Below are 16,754 nucleotides of genomic sequence, written 5' to 3'. Positions count from 1 at the left end.
TGAGACTTCCTTATACTAAAAAACCCCCGAAGATCGGGGGTTTTCAAATGTACAGGCGGAGAGACTCGAACTCTCACACCTTTCGGCACTAGATCCTAAGTCTAGCGTGTCTACCAATTCCACCACGCCTGCATATCCTGTTTCCAACAGGGCTGCAAATATAATTCAAATTTTCAATTTTAAAATGATTCATCGTCAAAAATATAGCTGCGGATTTCGTATTTTTAACATCTACCAAAAATGAATCCATGCAAGAACCCAAGGCCTATATTGAAAACAATAAAGAACGTATCCTCAATGAGCTTATTGAAATTTTAAAGATCCCTTCTATTAGTGCCGATTCTGCGTTTTCCCACGACGTAATACATATGGCTGAAACGGTTGAAAAAGCTCTGCAAACGGCTGGTTGCACATATACTGAAATCTGCGAGACCGATGGATACCCCATCGTTTATGGGGAAAGGATAAAAGATATGAACCTGCCTACAGTACTGGTATACGGTCATTATGACGTACAACCCCCGGATCCATTGAATCTATGGACATCTCCTCCTTTTGAACCTGTAATAAAAAAGACTACACTACACCCGGAAGGAGCTATCTATGCACGGGGCGCAAGTGACGACAAAGGACAGATGTATATGCATGTCAAAGCCCTGGAATTCATGGTAAGTACTGATTCCCTCCCCTGTAATGTGAAGTTTATGATTGAAGGCGAAGAGGAAGTGGGTAGCAATAGTCTTGTAACTTTCGTAAAAGAGAACAGGAAAAAACTAGCCAATGACATCATCCTTATTTCTGATACTGGTATGATCGCCAAAGATGTACCTTCTATTACTACCGGACTTCGAGGATTAAGTTATGTTGAGGTAGAGGTGACCGGGCCTAACCGAGACCTTCACTCTGGTTTATACGGCGGAGCAGTGGCTAATCCCATAAATATCCTCGCTAAGATGATCGCATCCCTGCACGATGAAAATAATCATATAACCATCCCAGGATTTTATGACAACGTGGAAGAGCTCACAAAGGAAGAGCGCACTGCTATGGCCGAAGCACCTTTCGATCTTAAATCCTATCAGGATGAAATTGGTATTGAATCGGTATACGGCGAAAAAGGATACACAACCAATGAACGAAATTCCATCAGACCAACCCTGGATGTCAACGGTATTTGGGGAGGCTATACCGGAGAAGGTGCCAAGACCGTGATCGCCAGTAAGGCCTATGCCAAAATTTCGATGCGCCTGGTACCGCACCAGGACTGGAAGGAAATTACGGAACTCTTTTCGGTACATTTTAAAAAGATAGCTCCCAAAGGCGTTACAGTAAAAGTCACACCCCATCATGGAGGACAGGGATATGTTACCCCTATTGATTTTGTAGGATACCGGGCCGCTGAAAGAGCCTATGAAAAAACATTTGGCAAAAAACCCATCCCACAGAGAAGCGGGGGAAGCATCCCAATTGTCGCTTTATTTGAGGAAGAGTTAAAGAGCAAAACAATTCTGATGGGCTTTGGCCTTGACAGTGATGCCATCCATTCACCGAATGAACATTTTGGCGTTGAGAACTACCTGAAAGGGATTGAAACTATCCCTTATTTCTACCAGTATTTTACAGAAATGTCAAAATAGTAAAGCTTTAACAAAATTAAAGTCCATTTCATGTAACAATTTTATAAGGGTTGCGTTCTAATAGTCTATCAATCAATTGAGAACACTATTATGATACAACGATTTTTTATCCTCTGCTCAGGGGCTGATGCCTCTATTCTTGAAACTTGTTCCCCAGGTGAACGCAACAAATACGCCGGCATAGGCGCTACCGTATTTTTTACGGCAGTAATGGCTTTTCTGGCCGCAGGATATGCCCTTTACACAGTTTTTGACAATGTATATACGGCTCTCGGTTTTGGCCTGGTCTGGGGCCTGTTGATCTTTAACCTGGATCGCTTTATTGTGTCCACCATCAAAAAGAGGAATAGCTTTAAAAGTGAATTTATCCAGGCTATGCCAAGGATTCTTCTGGCAGTTATTATCGCTGTAGTGATTTCCAAACCCCTGGAAATGAAGATTTTCGAAAAGGAGATCGATCAGGTATTACTGGAACAAAAAAACGAGCTTACCCTGGCCAACAAAGAACAGATCGCGCAGCAATACAATCCCCTTGTGGCCGACCTGGAACAGGATATCGTACTACTCAAGGAGGAAGTGGCAGCTAAAGAGGCTGAGACCAATGCACTGTACGATACTTATATATCGGAAGCCGAAGGACGAGCAGGGACTATGCTGCTTGGAAAAGGTCCTGTATACAAGGAAAAAAGAGAAAAGCACGATGCTGCATTACTCGAATTAAGGGAATTAAAAGCCGATAATGCCGAAAGGATTGCAGGGATTGAAGCCCGGATTACTGAACTTAATTCTGAGTACGAAACTGCAGTGGTTAATTCGCAACCCATTATTGACGGTTTTGATGGCCTAATGGCCAGGATCAATGCGCTTGGCGAACTGGCCTGGTTCCCTTCCTTTTTCATCTTCCTATTATTCCTCGCTATCGAAACTGCACCCATTGTGGTAAAGCTTCTGGCGCCAAAAGGGCCGTACGATTTTAAACTTGAAGAAGAAGAAAGCACGGTGGAAGCCTGGGTGACCCAGAAAGTATCCCAGAGACAACATATCATGGTGACCGATGAAGCCCTGAATGAGAAAGTCTACGGTGAAATTAGAGAAGAGGAAAGGGTATATGCCCATAAAAAGCAAAAAGCCGAAGAATTGCTCAGGCTTCAGACTGAAGCTTTCCATGAACTTCAGATAAAAAGCTTATAGCCTAAAGGGAGTCATAGGCACCCTTTAATTTTTTGGTGAATTTGGAAATGACCAGCTCATAGGAATGATCTGTGAGTTCTGTTATCAGTTTTGAAGGCAGCTGTTCAAAATGAAGGGTATTCCAGTGTGTCTTGCTCATATGAAAGGCCGGTAGAATTACGCCGTCATACACCTCTCTCAATTCGATGCTCCTTTCCGGATCGCATTTCAGGTTTACCTGGGATGGAATGCGTTCAAGAGGTACAAGGGCGAACATCTTTCCCATCACTTTAAATACAAGGGTTACCTCATCAAACGGGAACTCTTCTGTTACTCCTTTTTTATTTAAGCAATACTGTCTGAATTCCTCAACATTCATTCTGTATCTCTCTGCATTAATCCTCTTCTAGTCCGATTGCATCATAAATTAGAACCTTTTCCCACAGATGTTCCGATTCCTCAATAAACCTGAGATGAGCCTCCTCTTTCTGATATTTGTCCTGATCCTCAGCAGAGGTAAAAGTGACTATCAAATTATAGGTGTAGCTATCATCGACTATTTCCCTGGTGGCTTTAGGGGGTGTACCCAGGAATTTTGTCTTCGCATAAAGTGAATTGTTCATAAACGTCTGCATGGACAACTCAAAAGCAGCCCGGTCTTCAGCACTCCCCGGATCTTTCAACCATATGTATACTGAATGTACAAAGGCAGGATTAAAATCCGCGTTTAACTGGGATTCATTCTTGCAATTAAGCAGGAATATCGCAACCAGAGAGAGAATAAATATGCGTTTCATATAAGGAAGTTTTTATTTTCCATTTTCAAGGGCTTTCCGCTCATTTTCTTTGAGTTCCAGGGCGGAATAATCTAATTTCCAGCCAATAGTTTCCACGAGTTTACTTATTAGCAAAATGGCTTCCAGGGCTTCTCTCCTCGCCGTATCCATCAATCCGCTTTGCGGAATTTTTTCCCTGATGTGCTGAACAGCTTCATGATTCACGGCAGTAAGATCATCAGGTCTGAAGGAGTTGAACAACCCGTTCTTTATATCGTAAAATTCCAATTTTGGCTCAATGGACATTATCTGGGGTTCCGGAAAATTTTCGAGCACTATTTTCTTATTTGGCGTATCTGCCTTAAGCAAAATCTGTTTCAGATCATAACCTATATGAGCTTTAGCATTAATAACAATCAATGCTTTTTTCTTGCTGCTTACAAGGCTCATAAAGCGTTCCTTTGTATTTTCATACTTGTAAATCTCCGCAAAATCCCCTTCTACGGAAATCAGTTTGCAAACGCTCTTAATTCTTTCCAGGAGTACAGTTGATTGATGTTCGGTGGTTTCCCTGTTTCTTTTACGTCTGAACATGGAATACATCCAATACATCATGATTGCGCCCAGAATTAACCCAAGTACAACTTCTAATATGCCTTCCATAATTGATTCAATTCTAAAACAGCGTTAAAGGTAAGGAATGGCACACACATAATATACCCTTATAATATTTGGTAAAGAACAGGCCTGCTCGGACTGGCATCATTCTCAAAAGGGGCGAATTGGAGATCAAGCATGTACAAGCCGTCTTTGATTTTATGTGAAACGTAGATAAATTCTGTTATGGTAGCCTGGGTTCTTAGGGTCTGCCCTAAACCCCAAAATGCCCTATGGGCCAGCAATGCCCCTTCATCCTTTTCCTTGTCAACCGATGGAAGATCTACCAACAGATGTTGTATTCCTTCATTTACCAGAAATAACATGGCCTCTTCTGTAAAATAGGGAGGGTTGGTATGGGAATACTGACGAGACAGCTTGTCTTTTGTATTCGGCAACGTTCTGACGACCAAAGCTTCAGGGATTTCTCCTTTGAGGTTTCGCTCCAATTGTTTTTTAGACATCACCAGGTCATCCCCTACTTTCTCCGGGGCAATAGTTATAAGTCGGGCCTTAAAAAAGTATCGGTCTACAAGCTGATTGACAGAGTATTTCCTCTCTGTTATATGCCCCAGACATTCTGTATGAGTACCATGGGCATGCGGGTTGAAATAAATATCATTAAAATTGATGCTGGCCCCCTGGTCTACACTGCCCACAAAATCTCCTTCTCTATTTGGTTCAATTCGCGGGGGATCTGCATACCAGGCTGAGACATTCTTATTTCCATGACGGAGGGGGATGGATATATCCAGGGGTCTGGAAAGATCTATCTTAATTATATCGTTCCCGAGTTTAATAGAAGCAATCATATCAGATTAGGGGTATCGTATCTATCCTAGTTCTTCTTTTCTAAAGGTAGCATAAATAAATCGGCGGCCAGGCCATCACTGAGGAACTTTCCCTTCCGGGTCACCAATAAGGTGTCGCCATCCAGAAATAGATACCGATCAACCAGGTGTTGTTCTGCCTGCTGCAATAAATAATTCCGAAAGTGAGGGCCAAACTGCTTCCCCACCCTATCAAGAGAAACACCCCACATTGTGCGCAAGCCTGTCATGACGTATTCATTGTACCGATCTCGCTGAGATAGTAGCTCTACTTCCCTGGGTAAGCGAGATTGGTTTAAGGCCTTAATGTAGAGGGGATTGTTTGAAATATTCCAGGACCTTTGTTTGCCGTTAAAGGAATGCGCAGACGGACCTATTCCCATATAGGTATCCCCCTGCCAATACGCCGTATTATTCCTTGAAAAAAATCCGGGTTTTCCAAAATTCGAAAATTCATAATGGACATAACCAGCCTTTTCCAGTTCCGAGATCAGTATATGAAACTGTTCCTCTGCTACATCGTCGTCAACTTCTGCAACGATCCCTTTTTCAATAAACTTTTTCAGGGCCGTACCAGGTTCAACCGTCAGAGCATAACTGGAAATATGCGGGATACCAAATGACAAGGCGGTTTCAATGTTTTGTTGCCACATTTTACTGTCAGAAGTAGGTACTCCATAGATCAGGTCAATAGAAATATTCTCAAATAATTCGGTCGCTTCGGTTAAGGATATTTTTGCTTCCTCCACGCTATGTGCCCGATTCATAAATTTGAGATCTTTCTCAAAAAATGATTGTACCCCTATACTCAGTCGATTGACTTTCGATTTTGACAAGCTCCTTAGTTTTTCTGACGACAAATCATCCGGATTGGCTTCCAGGGTGATCTCAGCATCATTTGCGACTGAATAATGATCGAAGACCGTTTGCACGAGTTTGTCTATCTCCTCTACTTCCAGAACGGAAGGGGTTCCGCCACCAAAATAGATAGTAGATAAGGTCTGGCCCTCGTATTCCTGTTTCCTCAGTATCGTTTCCTTTTCCAGGGCCAGGAGCATCTCCTGTTTCTTCTTTAAATTGGTTGAAAAATGAAAGTCACAATAATGGCAGGCCTGCTTGCAAAAAGGTATATGTATATAGATTCCTGCCATCAGCCTTGTTTTACCGAAACTATTAAATAGGACAAAGCGTAAGAAGACATGGCATAGGTCATAAACGCAAGGATAAACAGGATAAAAGACTTTACGATCACAAAGAAATACTTCCTTTGAAAAAAGGTGACCATCGCGTAAAGAAAGAACAAGCACATAATCACAATCCCCAGGGGTTGCAAATGATCGCCAAATGCCTGTACAACGAACATATTACAAGTGACAATCAGCGTATATATGCCGAGGAAATAAAAAGAGATGGCCATATACTCTGCCAGGGAATACCGCTTGTAAAAGAATAGCTTCATAAAGAGGGCGAGGGTAAAGACAAAAACGAAGAGGAAATTATTGATGTTGATCAACATATAATTCCTTGCTTCTGTAAGCAGAGTGGGATCCGGTCCTCCCTCCTCTACTACTATCATACTATTTCTAAACGGGTCGAAACCTATTACAGACCTGATTACAATGTAAAGGACGGTCATTAGGATAAAGAAGGAAACGGGGCGGTAATACGTCCTTCTTTTTCCGTCTAAATAAGAACGTAGCAGAACCCCCGGCCGGAGGATCATGTCCCGGATGGTAGTCAACAGGGGCGCATTGATCGAAAAGAGGTTGTTAGCGAGATCCTGAAAAGTCTCCTTAAAAGTAACTTTGTGAATTCCACTGCGCTGTCCGCAACGCGGACAAAAATTTCCCTGGAACCCCATTCCACAGTTTCTGCAAATATGTGAATTGCTTTTTTCCACACTCTATTTCAGTCGGTCTTCATTTTGTTTTACAAAGGCAGCCCATCCTGTATAGGACTTGGTTTTTGTCGCCCTTCCCTGATTATAAAAGTGGCAGACGGCAGCCGCCAATCCATCTGTACTATCCAGGTTCTTAGGTAATGACTTGAGTTGTAGCAGTTGTTGCAGCATCTTAGCCACCTGCTCCTTGCTTGCATTCCCGTTCCCTGTAATTGCCATTTTAATCTTTTTTGGAAAATACTCCGTAATAGGGATCTGCCTGCTTAGGCCAGCTGCCATTGCCACACCCTGCGCCCTCCCCAATTTAAGCATGGATTGAACATTTTTGCCAAAGAAAGGGGCTTCTATGGCTATCTCGTCCGGGTGATAGGTGTCGATCAGTTCTATGGTTCGATCGTAAATCAATTTGAGTTTGGTGAATGGGTCGTCGTACTTTTTTAAAAGCAGTTCATTCATTTGTATAAAGGACATATTGGTTCCATCCACCCTGATAATCCCAAACCCCATAATGGTTGTTCCGGGATCAATGCCCATAATGATCTTTTCCTTACTCACCTGATTTAGTTAGTCGTTAGTTCCAGAGGCAGCCTGAAACGGCTCCTTACCGGCACACCTCTTTTCAGTGCCGGAGCAGGTTTTGGCAAACTTCTGAGGCTTCTGATGATGACCTCCCTGAACTCAGGGAGTTGTTCCCGGAGTACAGCATCATTATCCATCTCCACCACTCTTATTTCCCCGGTCTTTTCAACAAGGAAATCAATAAAAACAGTGGTTTGTATATCCTTTTCAGCCCTAAAATTAAAATCCTCCATATGCATGGCCAGATTTTGTAAGAGGGTATTCTCGAAACATATGCGTTGTTCCGCTTTCGATGCTGTCTCATCACAACCATCAAACAGGGGATATTGATCCACATCGTTCCAGTCGAGACTACGCAACTCATCCTCAACCAGCTTTTGGGTCTTTGATTCGGTTGTAGCCAGCCAATCGCAGGAAAGCAGGAGAAACAAGCAACAAAACAAACATAAAACCCTCATGGAAGATTGAATTCAAAGTTGAAAATTACGCTTTTTTTTAGTCAAACCGAATTCCGTAAAAGAGATGTAACAAATCTGCAGTACCTTAGTCTTATTGAATAAATACAAGAATGGATATCGTTTTACTTTTCCTGGGATTTGTTCTGATGATACTCGGAATCCTGGGTAGTTTCCTCCCTGTCCTACCCGGAACACCTGTAAGCTGGGTAGGTCTGTTTTTGTTGTATCTGACGAAAGCCGTGCCTAATGACTGGTGGTTCCTCGGCATTACCCTGGTAATTGCCTTGCTTGTTTTTGCCATGGATTACATTATCCCGGCGATGGGGACGAGGAAATTTGGAGGAACACGAGCGGGAATGATAGGGACAACGCTGGGTTTGGTGGTTGCCATCGTATTTCCGATCCTGGGAATCCTGGGCATCATCATATGGCCTTTTGTAGGAGCATTCCTGGGCGAATTACTCAATAAAGCCGATCAGCAATCGGCCTTAAAAGCCGCATTTGGTTCGTTTATTGGGTTTTTAACAGGAACCTTTTTAAAATTTGTGGTTACCATCATTTTCCTGGGACTTTTTATCTCCACAGCCTGGGAATACAAGTCGGCCTTGTTTCCTTATTTTAACAATTAAAGGAATTTATTTAGTTGAGCCAGACCGTTTTCTCCTCTACCGGATTTCTGATCCCCGGTCCAGGTTCCTCATCGTAACGTCCCATATAAAAAAAGCCAAGACATTTTTCGCCTTTTTCCAAGGGGAAGAATTCATCCATATATCTGATCAGCGAAGGAGAACTCCAATAGGCACCTATCTTTAGAGAAGTGCAACAGAGCCACATATTCTGAACAGCCATTGCGGTTGCAGCTATCTCTTCCCATTCAGGGAGGCGTTCTTCAGGATCGCGTTGCATACATATGGCGATAACAACTGCCGATGCCTTTGGCTTTTCGCGTATTTTTCTCGCTTTTACTTCCTTGGGTCTGGGATCGGTTTCCTCGTACTTCGCAGATAGAAAATAGCCCAGGCTTTCTTTTGATGCGCCTGTCAGCACCTTAAAACGCCAGGGTTCGGTTTTTCTGTGTGTAGGTGCCCAATTAGCAGCCTCGAGGATTCGTTCAACGACTTCCTTTTCAATGGGTTTATCATTGTATTGTGCCGGAAATATGGCTCTCCGGTTCTTAATAAGGTCAAAGATCATATTGATTGTGAGATTTTTAATTATTAGGCCAGATCAGAGCTGAGTGTACGGTTCATTTTCTGGTTCATCTCAAACTTAATGAATACATTTAGGGTAATCAAATAATAAAGATTAGTGAACAAACGAACATCATTTCAGTTTGGTGAAGATTATCTTACCGCTGGTACAGCTCTTTCGCTTGCCAGGGGCGATACCAAAGGAATAGTTAGTGAGCCCGTATGGAAAAGGATTAGGGAGAGTCATGAGGTGGTTCAGGCGATCGTAGACAAGGGACACCCTGTCTACGGGATCAATACGGGTTTCGGACCCCTTTGCACGACGAGTATTTCTAAGGAAGAAACCCAGATCCTGCAAAAAAATATTTTACAAAGTCACAGCGTAGGAGTTGGAGATCCTATTGACATTGAGTTGGCAAAACTCATGCTGGTACTTAAAATTCATTCCCTGGCTAAAGGATTTTCCGGAATTTCTGAGAATACCTTAAAAAGACTGATCTGGCACCTTGAATCTGAGGCGATTCCCGTAGTGCCTTCAAAAGGTTCTGTGGGAGCATCAGGAGATCTTGCCCCCTTGTCTCATCTTTTTCTGCCCTTACTGGGGCTGGGTAAGGTAAATTTCAAAGGAGAATTAATTACTGGGGCAGAATTATTCGATAAAACCGGAAAGACACCAATTGAACTGGGTCCGAAGGAGGGTCTGGCACTCATTAACGGAACCCAGTTTATTGCAGCACATGCCATTAAGGTCCTTGATGTTTTTTACAATTGTCTTACCCATGCTGATATTATCGGAGCGATGATGATCGAAGGACTTCAGGGATCCATCAAACCATTTTACAATGAACTTCATTCTCTTCGCCCCTATAAAGGAACTCAGCATGTAGCGAAACGGGTAAAATCCCTGCTCGAAGGATCAGAGATCATGGAGGATCATATCGATTGTGAACGAGTACAGGACCCGTATTCCCTGAGGTGTATTCCTCAGGTACACGGGGCATCAAGAAATGCATGGCTGCACTTAAAAGAACTGCTGGAGGTTGAATTGAATTCGGTTACCGACAACCCTGTTATCATAGATAGGGACCTTACCATCAGCGGAGGAAACTTTCACGGTCAACCACTTGCTATGGCCCTTGATTATGCCTGTCTTGCGGCTTCTGAGTTGGGAAATATTTCTGACCGGAGAGTCTACCTCGCCCTGGAGGGTAACAGTCCGGGAATCCCAAAACTGCTTATGAAGGAAACGGGGATTAATTCCGGATACATGATTCTGCAATATACTTCTGCAGCCCTGGCCAGTGAAAATAAAGTTTTGTGTTTCCCAGCGAGCGCTGATAGCATTCCTACCTCCCTCGGACAGGAAGACCACGTAAGTATGGGCTCCATTTCAGGCAGGAAAGCCTTACAGGTAATTGAAAATGTGGAAAAGATCCTCGCCATAGAATTACTCACGGCGGCACAGGCTTTTGAATTCAGAAAGCCTCTGAAATCAGGTGCAATTTTAGAGATGGTGCATAAAGAGTTGCGTAAAAAAGTTTCATTTGCCTCCGAAGACCGGGTTTTTGCCGATGACATTGAAGAGGGCATTACAATGATAAAAGGAAGATCAATTATAGAGGTGGTAAAATCGATAAGTAATAAAAAAGGGTATTCCCTGAAAACTCCTTTTTCGAAAGAATTTGAAGTGTACTAGAATATGGCAAACTTTACATATATCGGTCCCGTACGGGAACTTCTTCCTATGGAAGGGCTGCCTTTGAAAGGCGCACTAAAAGACCACTCCCTTCAGGTGCTGCAAAATCAGGGAATACTGATGGAAGACGGCATAATTCACACCCTTGACGACCATGATAAACTATTGGTAAAGGCCAGGCAATTGGGGGCAGATATCACCATTCTACAAGAGGAAGTGGTCGCCCTCCCGGGGTTTATTGATTGCCATACACATATCTGTTTCAGTGGTTCAAGAGCGGGAGATTACGCGCTGCGCAATGCCGGTAGTTCCTATCTGGAAATTGCGGAAAAAGGTGGAGGAATATGGGATACCGTAACTAAAACCAGGCAGGCATCAGAAGATGAATTGAGACTTGGGGTTATTAAAAGGGCGAAGGAACACCTGCAACAGGGGGTTACCACTATAGAGGTTAAAAGTGGATACGGACTCAATGTGAAAGATGAGCTCAAAATGCTCAGGGCCATTGATAAAGCCAGATCTTCTGTCCATGCCGATCTGATTAGTACCTGTCTGGCTGCCCATATCTTTCCTAAGGATTTTAATGGAACCAAAGCAGAATACCTTGAGCTGTTGGTAAAGGAACTCCTGCCAGAAATTAAAAAGCAAGGCCTGGGGAAACGAGTAGATGCCTTTATTGAAGAAGGGGCATTTTCAAGGGCCGAAATACTTCCTTATCTAAAAAAAGCAACTGCACTTGGTTTTGATCTTACCCTCCATGCCGATCAGTTCTCAACTGGGGGCAGTGAAGTTGCTATAGAATGTAAGGCACTAAGTGCAGACCATCTTGAGGCAAGTACCCAAAAAGAAATTGATGCCCTGGCTAAAAGCGATGTAATCGCCGTTGCACTCCCTGGAGCGAGTCTGGGCCTGGGTTGTGGTTTTACCCCTGCCCGTTCCCTGCTGGATGCAGGTGCTTCTTTGGCTATAGCGAGCGATCACAATCCCGGATCTGCCCCAATGGGACAACTCCTCCTACAGGCAGCCGTGCTTGGCGCTTTTGAAAAATTAACCACAGCGGAGGTATTGGCAGGCATCACCTGCCGGGCGGCTGCAGCCCTCGGTTTAAAAGACAGAGGGGCACTGGTTAAAGGCATGTTGGCGGATATCGCCCTATTCCCTACAGCAGACCACAGGGAAATATTGTATCATCAGGGGAGCCTAAAACCCAGCTATACCGTTAAAAAGGGAAACATTGTATATTCTAAAATAGAACAATGAAGGCATCAGAAACCTACGACATAGATTTGTTTAAAGCGGACATCCTTCAGGGTATTCCTGATACATTACCGCCAAAAAGGGAATTAGGGGATGACGTAAGCCATGCGCCATCGCGAAAGCAGATTCTTTCTGAAGATGAAAAACGTCTTGCTGTAAAAAATGCCTTGCGTTACTTTCCCGAAGCCTGGCATAAGGAATTGGCTGGAGAATTTGCCGCGGAACTATTGAAATACGGGCGTATCTATATGTTCCGATTTAAACCGAAATACCCCATTTATGCCCGGCCTATTTCGGCTTACCCCGCAAAAACCACCGAGGCGGCAGCTATAATGCTCATGATACAGAATAATCTGGATCCTGCCGTAGCCCAGCACCCCGATGAGCTGATCACTTATGGCGGGAATGGAGCCGTATTTCAGAACTGGGCACAGTACCTGCTTACCATGAAATACCTGGCCACTATGTCGGAGCAACAAACTCTGCATATGTATTCAGGCCATCCTATGGGTTTATTTCCGTCTACAAAAGAAGCCCCCAGAGTGGTCGTCACCAATGGAATGATGATTCCGAATTATTCCAAACCTGACGACTGGGAACGATTCAACGCCCTCGGTGTTACCCAGTACGGCCAGATGACTGCGGGTTCCTATATGTACATAGGACCGCAGGGAATTGTGCACGGCACAACGATCACCGTCATGAATGCCTTCCGGAAAGTACTACGTAAGGGCGAAACACCCAATGGGAAAGTATTCCTGACCTCCGGGTTAGGTGGGATGAGCGGGGCCCAGCCCAAAGCCGGAAATATCGCTCAATGTATCACCGTTTGTGCAGAGGTAAATCCGGCAGCTGCCAAAAAAAGACATCAACAGGGCTGGGTAGACGAAATTTATACTTCTCTGCCTGAACTCGTCACACGAACGCAAAGAGCCATGGATGATTCGGAAGTAGTTTCCCTGGCATACGTTGGAAATGTGGTCGATATCTGGGAACGGTTCTTAGAAGAGGATATTTTTGTAAGCCTGGGATCAGACCAGACCTCCCTTCACAACCCCTGGGCAGGAGGATATTACCCTGCGGGATTGTCTTTTGAACAGGCGAATACCCTTATGGTTGAAGATCCTGATCTGTTTAAATCCAAAGTACAGGTGTCGTTGAGAAAGCAGGTGACCCTGATCAATGCCCATGCCCGGAAAGGGACATATTTCTTTGATTACGGCAATGCATTTCTACTGGAAGCATCCAAAGCCGGGGCTGATGTAATGGCCGCAAATAAAATCGATTTCAGATACCCATCCTATGTACAGGATATTCTTGGCCCCCTGTGTTTTGATTACGGATTTGGTCCGTTCAGGTGGGTGTGCACCTCAGGAGATCATAAAGACCTTCATAAGTCGGATACAATCGCCCTGGAGGTAATGAAGGAAATTCAGGATGGGGCGCCCGAAGAGATCAGCCAACAAATGCAGGACAATATTTTGTGGATTGAACAAGCCGAACAAAACAAACTGGTTGTGGGCTCTCAGGCAAGAATATTGTATGCTGATGCCGAAGGCAGGATGACTATTGCCCTCGCCTTTAATAAGGCGATCAGGAAAGGACAAATCACGGCCCCGATAGTATTGGGTCGTGACCATCACGACGTGAGTGGAACAGATTCTCCCTTCCGGGAAACCAGTAATATTTATGACGGCAGCAGGTTTACAGCAGATATGGCCATACACAATGTCATAGGTGATAGTTTCAGAGGAGCCAGTTGGGTATCTATCCACAATGGTGGAGGCGTAGGCTGGGGAGAGGTGATCAATGGTGGTTTCGGTATGGTTCTAGACGGAAGCGAAGAGTGTGACAGGAGAATCAGGAATATGCTCTTTTACGATGTGAACAATGGAATTGCCAGGAGGAGCTGGGCCAGAAATACCGAAGCCCTCTTTGCCATCAAACGGGAAATGAAGCGCACTCCTGAATTAAAGATCACCCTGCCCAATACAGTTGAAGATAAAATTATTGACAATCTCTTTTAAGTCCGGGAGGCCCATTACCATGAAGCATTTTTACAAGATACCTGAAAAATCAATTTGGAAAGGCCGTAATTCGGACAGCCAGGAATATCTGCATGAAAAAGTAATCTTGAAAGACCTCAGCAAAGAATTTCAACTTCCATCAAACCGCCCTGCTTATGCCCTTTTGGGGTATGCCTGTGACGAAGGGGTTCGCAGAAATTCCGGTCGACCAGGCGCTGTTGAAGGACCTGATGCTATCCGTAAGGAACTGGGTAAATTAGCCAATCATCTTCAGAGGGAAGTCTTATTGGTGGATACAGGAAATATTCTTTGCCCCGAAGGCGATTTAGAGGGAAGTCAGGAAATGCTGGCAACCAAAACTGCCACTCTTGTCAATAGTGGGGGAATTCCAATTTTGTTGGGAGGAGGACATGATATTGCTTACGGGCACTACCGGGGGTTAAGAAGGGCGCTTGGCACAGGAAAGAAGCTTGGGATCATCAACTTTGATGCCCATTTTGATCTCAGAACAAATGCCAATGGAAATCATTCAGGAAGTCCCTTTTTCCAGATCGCAGAGGATTGCGCTGCAGATGCGGAGTCATTCGAATACATATGTCTGGGAATAAGGAAAGAAGCAAATCCTCCTGAATTATTTAAGACTGCAAGTCGGTTAGGTGTAAAACACATATCCCTGACTGAGTTTTCCATGCATCATTACAATACCGTAAAAGAGGCGCTCGACATTTTCCTTTCAAAGGTTGATAAGCTCTATGTAACAATTGATATGGATGGATTTTCCTCAGCCTTTTCCCCTGGCGTAAGTGCATCTTCCCCAATAGGATTTAGCCCTGAAATAGTATATGCCAGCCTGAAAATACTGATCAACTCTGGAAAACTCCTGGGTATTGACATAGCTGAAACGAATCCTGCATTCGACCTTGACCACCAGACCGCAAAATTAGCTGCAGGAATGATACACTATATAATGCACGAACATGCCTTACTCTAGCCAGGATTTGAAATACTTGCCATCATCGAGGTTTAGTGCCTCCTGGGTAAGCTGAAGAGGCCTGAAGGTGTCGATCATAACTGCCAGTTCTTCTGTTCCCTTCTTCCCAATACTCGCTTCGTATGTTCCGGGATGTGGCCCATGAGGGATTCCAGCCGGATGGAGTGAAATATACCCCTTGTCAATCCCTTTTCTGCTCATAAAATCCCCGTCAACATAATAAAGTACCTCATCAGAATCGATGTTGGAATGGTTATAAGGTGCGGGAATGGCTTCCGGATGATAGTCGTATAACCTAGGGCAGAAAGAACAAACCACAAAAGCACTGGTCTCAAACGTCTGATGTACAGGTGGGGGTTGATGTACCCGTCCTGTTATAGGTTCAAAATCGTGTATGGAAAAAGCATAGGGATAATTATATCCGTCCCACCCTACTACGTCGAAGGGGTGTGTGGCATAGACCAGTTGATGCAAATGCCCTTGCTTCTTTACTTTTATTAAAAAATCCCCTTTCTCATCATGACTTTTCAAATTCTGGGGCAATCTGAAATCGCGTTCACAAAATGGAGAATGCTCGAGATGCTGACCAAACCAGTTTCGGTATCGCTTTGGAGTGTAAATAGGATGGTACGACTCGGTAATCAACAACCTGTTGTCTTCAGTGTTGAAGTGAATCTGATAGATCATTCCCCTTGGAATCAGAATATAATCCCCATATCCGAATGGAATCTCTCCCAACATGGTTTTTAGTGTTCCTGAACCCTTATGTATAAACAACAATTCATCGGCATCCGCATTTTTATAGAAATAATCAGTCATCGACTTCTTGGGCGCCGCAAGACCAATATGGGCATCTCCGTTGAAAAGGATCACCTTTCTACTGATCAGGTAGTCATCTTCAGGAGGAAGTTCGAGGCCCTTCAACAAACGCGACTGTACGTGATACTGAACAGCAGCTTTCGGGCTGATATCCAGGGATTTTCCTATCTCTTTAACCTGCGTTGGCCTGTGTATATGGTACATAAGGGAGGACATTCCGTCAAAACCGATGGTTCCGAATAATTGCTCGTAATACAAACTGCCATCAGGCTTTTTAAAGACTGTATGTCTTTTATGTGGAATCTTCCCTAAAGTGTGATAAAGTGGCATAAATACATCGCATTAAAATCAGATTAAAAATACGATAATTTAAAGGGACCTGAAAATTTCAAAGCAAAAGAAGCAAGAGTAATTAAACCGGGAAATGAAAAAAAATATTACGATGATTTCCACTTATCTGAAAAGAAAAAAGCCTCCCAACTTGGAAAGCCTTTCATTGGCTGTAACTAACTTCTTAGTTTACAACACCGACCTCATCGAAATGAAGTCCAACACAACAGTCCAAAGATAACAAAGCTTTTTGATTTTGAAAGTAATCAGCTGAGATAAATCTTTCAGAGCCGGAGACAAATCGCAGAAAAATCCGATTAAAAATAAGCCTGCACCTGATGTTAAAGTAAATATCCATGGTAAATCATCGGTGAAATGCACAAAAGGCCTTTTTGGCAATTCTGTAGGAAACAGATGACAAACACAAATACAGGATG

Annotated in this window: 17 protein-coding genes and 1 tRNA gene; 7 read left to right on the top strand and 11 right to left on the bottom strand. The window is 43.8% G+C overall.

Going from position 1 to position 16,754, the window contains the following annotated elements; translation table 11 throughout:
* Positions 1-50 precede the first annotated feature (50 nt).
* A tRNA-Leu gene (locus ACA086_RS14425) sits at positions 51-132 on the bottom strand.
* A 116-nt stretch (positions 133-248) separates the two neighbouring features.
* Here ACA086_RS14425 and ACA086_RS14420 point away from each other — a divergent pair.
* A complete protein-coding gene (locus ACA086_RS14420; protein WP_371004053.1) occupies positions 249-1,637 on the top strand; it encodes a dipeptidase in 1,389 nt (462 codons plus the stop codon).
* A 90-nt stretch (positions 1,638-1,727) separates the two neighbouring features.
* Positions 1,728-2,828, top strand: a complete 1,101-nt coding sequence (locus tag ACA086_RS14415) for a DUF4407 domain-containing protein (RefSeq protein WP_371004051.1) — start codon at positions 1,728-1,730, stop codon at positions 2,826-2,828.
* 1 nt (position 2,829) lies between these two features.
* Here ACA086_RS14415 and ACA086_RS14410 read toward each other — a convergent pair whose 3' ends face one another.
* From ACA086_RS14410 to ACA086_RS14375, 8 genes are read right to left on the bottom strand one after another with little or no spacing between them, the layout of a single operon-like run.
* The gene (locus ACA086_RS14410; protein WP_371004049.1) at positions 2,830-3,186 is read right to left on the bottom strand and encodes an MmcQ/YjbR family DNA-binding protein; all 357 of its coding nucleotides are present in this window, start codon (positions 3,184-3,186) and stop codon (positions 2,830-2,832) included.
* A 16-nt stretch (positions 3,187-3,202) separates the two neighbouring features.
* A complete protein-coding gene (locus tag ACA086_RS14405; RefSeq protein WP_371004048.1) occupies positions 3,203-3,604 on the bottom strand; it encodes a Dabb family protein in 402 nt (133 codons plus the stop codon).
* Between the two features lie 12 nt (positions 3,605-3,616).
* Positions 3,617-4,246 carry a DUF4230 domain-containing protein gene (locus ACA086_RS14400; protein WP_371004047.1) on the bottom strand — a complete coding sequence of 210 codons (630 nt, stop codon included), beginning with the start codon at positions 4,244-4,246 and terminating at the stop codon, positions 3,617-3,619.
* 59 nt (positions 4,247-4,305) lie between these two features.
* Positions 4,306-5,052 carry a cyclase family protein gene (locus ACA086_RS14395; RefSeq protein ID WP_371004046.1) on the bottom strand — a complete coding sequence of 249 codons (747 nt, stop codon included), beginning with the start codon at positions 5,050-5,052 and terminating at the stop codon, positions 4,306-4,308.
* Between the two features lie 26 nt (positions 5,053-5,078).
* Complete coding sequence (gene hemW, locus ACA086_RS14390) at positions 5,079-6,221, bottom strand: radical SAM family heme chaperone HemW (RefSeq protein WP_371004045.1); 1,143 nt, start codon at positions 6,219-6,221, stop codon at positions 5,079-5,081.
* Positions 6,221-6,931, bottom strand: a complete 711-nt coding sequence (locus ACA086_RS14385) for a DUF3667 domain-containing protein (protein WP_371004044.1) — start codon at positions 6,929-6,931, stop codon at positions 6,221-6,223. Before ACA086_RS14385 ends, hemW begins: the two co-directional genes overlap by 1 nt.
* Positions 6,932-6,973: 42 nt before the next feature.
* Positions 6,974-7,525, bottom strand: coding sequence for a crossover junction endodeoxyribonuclease RuvC (gene ruvC / locus ACA086_RS14380; RefSeq protein ID WP_371004043.1), 552 nt, complete (start codon positions 7,523-7,525; stop codon positions 6,974-6,976).
* A 5-nt stretch (positions 7,526-7,530) separates the two neighbouring features.
* Positions 7,531-8,007, bottom strand: a complete 477-nt coding sequence (locus tag ACA086_RS14375) for a hypothetical protein (protein ID WP_371004042.1) — start codon at positions 8,005-8,007, stop codon at positions 7,531-7,533.
* 110 nt (positions 8,008-8,117) lie between these two features.
* Between ACA086_RS14375 and ACA086_RS14370 the strand changes: the two genes are divergently transcribed.
* Complete coding sequence (locus ACA086_RS14370; protein ID WP_371004041.1) at positions 8,118-8,636, top strand: DUF456 domain-containing protein; 519 nt, start codon at positions 8,118-8,120, stop codon at positions 8,634-8,636.
* Positions 8,637-8,646: 10 nt separating this feature from the next.
* Here ACA086_RS14370 and ACA086_RS14365 read toward each other — a convergent pair whose 3' ends face one another.
* The gene (locus ACA086_RS14365; RefSeq protein ID WP_371004040.1) at positions 8,647-9,201 is read right to left on the bottom strand and encodes a nitroreductase; all 555 of its coding nucleotides are present in this window, start codon (positions 9,199-9,201) and stop codon (positions 8,647-8,649) included.
* A gap of 114 nt (positions 9,202-9,315) precedes the next feature.
* Between ACA086_RS14365 and hutH the strand changes: the two genes are divergently transcribed.
* From hutH to hutG, 4 genes are read left to right on the top strand one after another with little or no spacing between them, the layout of a single operon-like run.
* The gene (gene hutH, locus ACA086_RS14360; protein WP_371004038.1) at positions 9,316-10,893 is read left to right on the top strand and encodes a histidine ammonia-lyase; all 1,578 of its coding nucleotides are present in this window, start codon (positions 9,316-9,318) and stop codon (positions 10,891-10,893) included.
* A 3-nt stretch (positions 10,894-10,896) separates the two neighbouring features.
* Entirely contained in the window at positions 10,897-12,153 is a 1,257-nt protein-coding gene (hutI, locus tag ACA086_RS14355; RefSeq protein WP_371004036.1) for an imidazolonepropionase, read from the top strand.
* Positions 12,150-14,177 (top strand): urocanate hydratase, encoded by a 2,028-nt coding sequence (locus ACA086_RS14350; RefSeq protein WP_371004035.1) that lies wholly within the window; start codon positions 12,150-12,152, stop codon positions 14,175-14,177. The genes hutI and ACA086_RS14350 overlap by 4 nt, the downstream gene beginning before the upstream one ends.
* A gap of 19 nt (positions 14,178-14,196) precedes the next feature.
* Complete coding sequence (gene hutG, locus ACA086_RS14345) at positions 14,197-15,168, top strand: formimidoylglutamase (protein ID WP_371004034.1); 972 nt, start codon at positions 14,197-14,199, stop codon at positions 15,166-15,168.
* Here hutG and ACA086_RS14340 read toward each other — a convergent pair.
* On the bottom strand, positions 15,160-16,317 hold the full coding sequence (locus tag ACA086_RS14340; protein ID WP_371004033.1) for a homogentisate 1,2-dioxygenase: 1,158 nt from the start codon (positions 16,315-16,317) through the stop codon (positions 15,160-15,162). The two genes, hutG and ACA086_RS14340, sit on opposite strands and share 9 nt — an antisense overlap.
* Positions 16,318-16,754 lie beyond the last annotated feature (437 nt).

The sequence above is a fragment of the Muriicola sp. E247 genome (genome assembly GCF_041358175.1).
Lineage (GTDB): Bacteria > Bacteroidota > Bacteroidia > Flavobacteriales > Flavobacteriaceae > Muriicola.
The sequence above is the reverse complement of the archived record's forward strand: the minus strand, read 5'-3'. Positions and strand labels throughout refer to the sequence as shown.

Excerpts from the sequence above, each read along its gene's own strand:
- ACA086_RS14420 (WP_371004053.1), top strand. The coding sequence starts at position 249 with ATGCAAGAACCCAAGGCCTATATTGAAAACAATAAAGAACGTATCCTC.
- ACA086_RS14415 (WP_371004051.1), top strand. The coding sequence starts at position 1,728 with ATGATACAACGATTTTTTATCCTCTGCTCAGGGGCTGATGCCTCTATT.
- ACA086_RS14410 (WP_371004049.1), bottom strand. The coding sequence starts at position 3,186 with ATGAATGTTGAGGAATTCAGACAGTATTGCTTAAATAAAAAAGGAGTA.
- ACA086_RS14405 (WP_371004048.1), bottom strand. The coding sequence starts at position 3,604 with ATGAAACGCATATTTATTCTCTCTCTGGTTGCGATATTCCTGCTTAAT.
- ACA086_RS14400 (WP_371004047.1), bottom strand. The coding sequence starts at position 4,246 with ATGGAAGGCATATTAGAAGTTGTACTTGGGTTAATTCTGGGCGCAATC.
- ACA086_RS14395 (WP_371004046.1), bottom strand. The coding sequence starts at position 5,052 with ATGATTGCTTCTATTAAACTCGGGAACGATATAATTAAGATAGATCTT.
- hemW (WP_371004045.1), bottom strand. The coding sequence starts at position 6,221 with ATGGCAGGAATCTATATACATATACCTTTTTGCAAGCAGGCCTGCCAT.
- ACA086_RS14385 (WP_371004044.1), bottom strand. The coding sequence starts at position 6,931 with ATGGGGTTCCAGGGAAATTTTTGTCCGCGTTGCGGACAGCGCAGTGGA.
- ACA086_RS14375 (WP_371004042.1), bottom strand. The coding sequence starts at position 8,007 with ATGAGGGTTTTATGTTTGTTTTGTTGCTTGTTTCTCCTGCTTTCCTGC.
- ACA086_RS14370 (WP_371004041.1), top strand. The coding sequence starts at position 8,118 with ATGGATATCGTTTTACTTTTCCTGGGATTTGTTCTGATGATACTCGGA.
- ACA086_RS14365 (WP_371004040.1), bottom strand. The coding sequence starts at position 9,201 with ATGATCTTTGACCTTATTAAGAACCGGAGAGCCATATTTCCGGCACAA.
- hutI (WP_371004036.1), top strand. The coding sequence starts at position 10,897 with ATGGCAAACTTTACATATATCGGTCCCGTACGGGAACTTCTTCCTATG.
- ACA086_RS14350 (WP_371004035.1), top strand. The coding sequence starts at position 12,150 with ATGAAGGCATCAGAAACCTACGACATAGATTTGTTTAAAGCGGACATC.
- hutG (WP_371004034.1), top strand. The coding sequence starts at position 14,197 with ATGAAGCATTTTTACAAGATACCTGAAAAATCAATTTGGAAAGGCCGT.
- ACA086_RS14340 (WP_371004033.1), bottom strand. The coding sequence starts at position 16,317 with ATGCCACTTTATCACACTTTAGGGAAGATTCCACATAAAAGACATACA.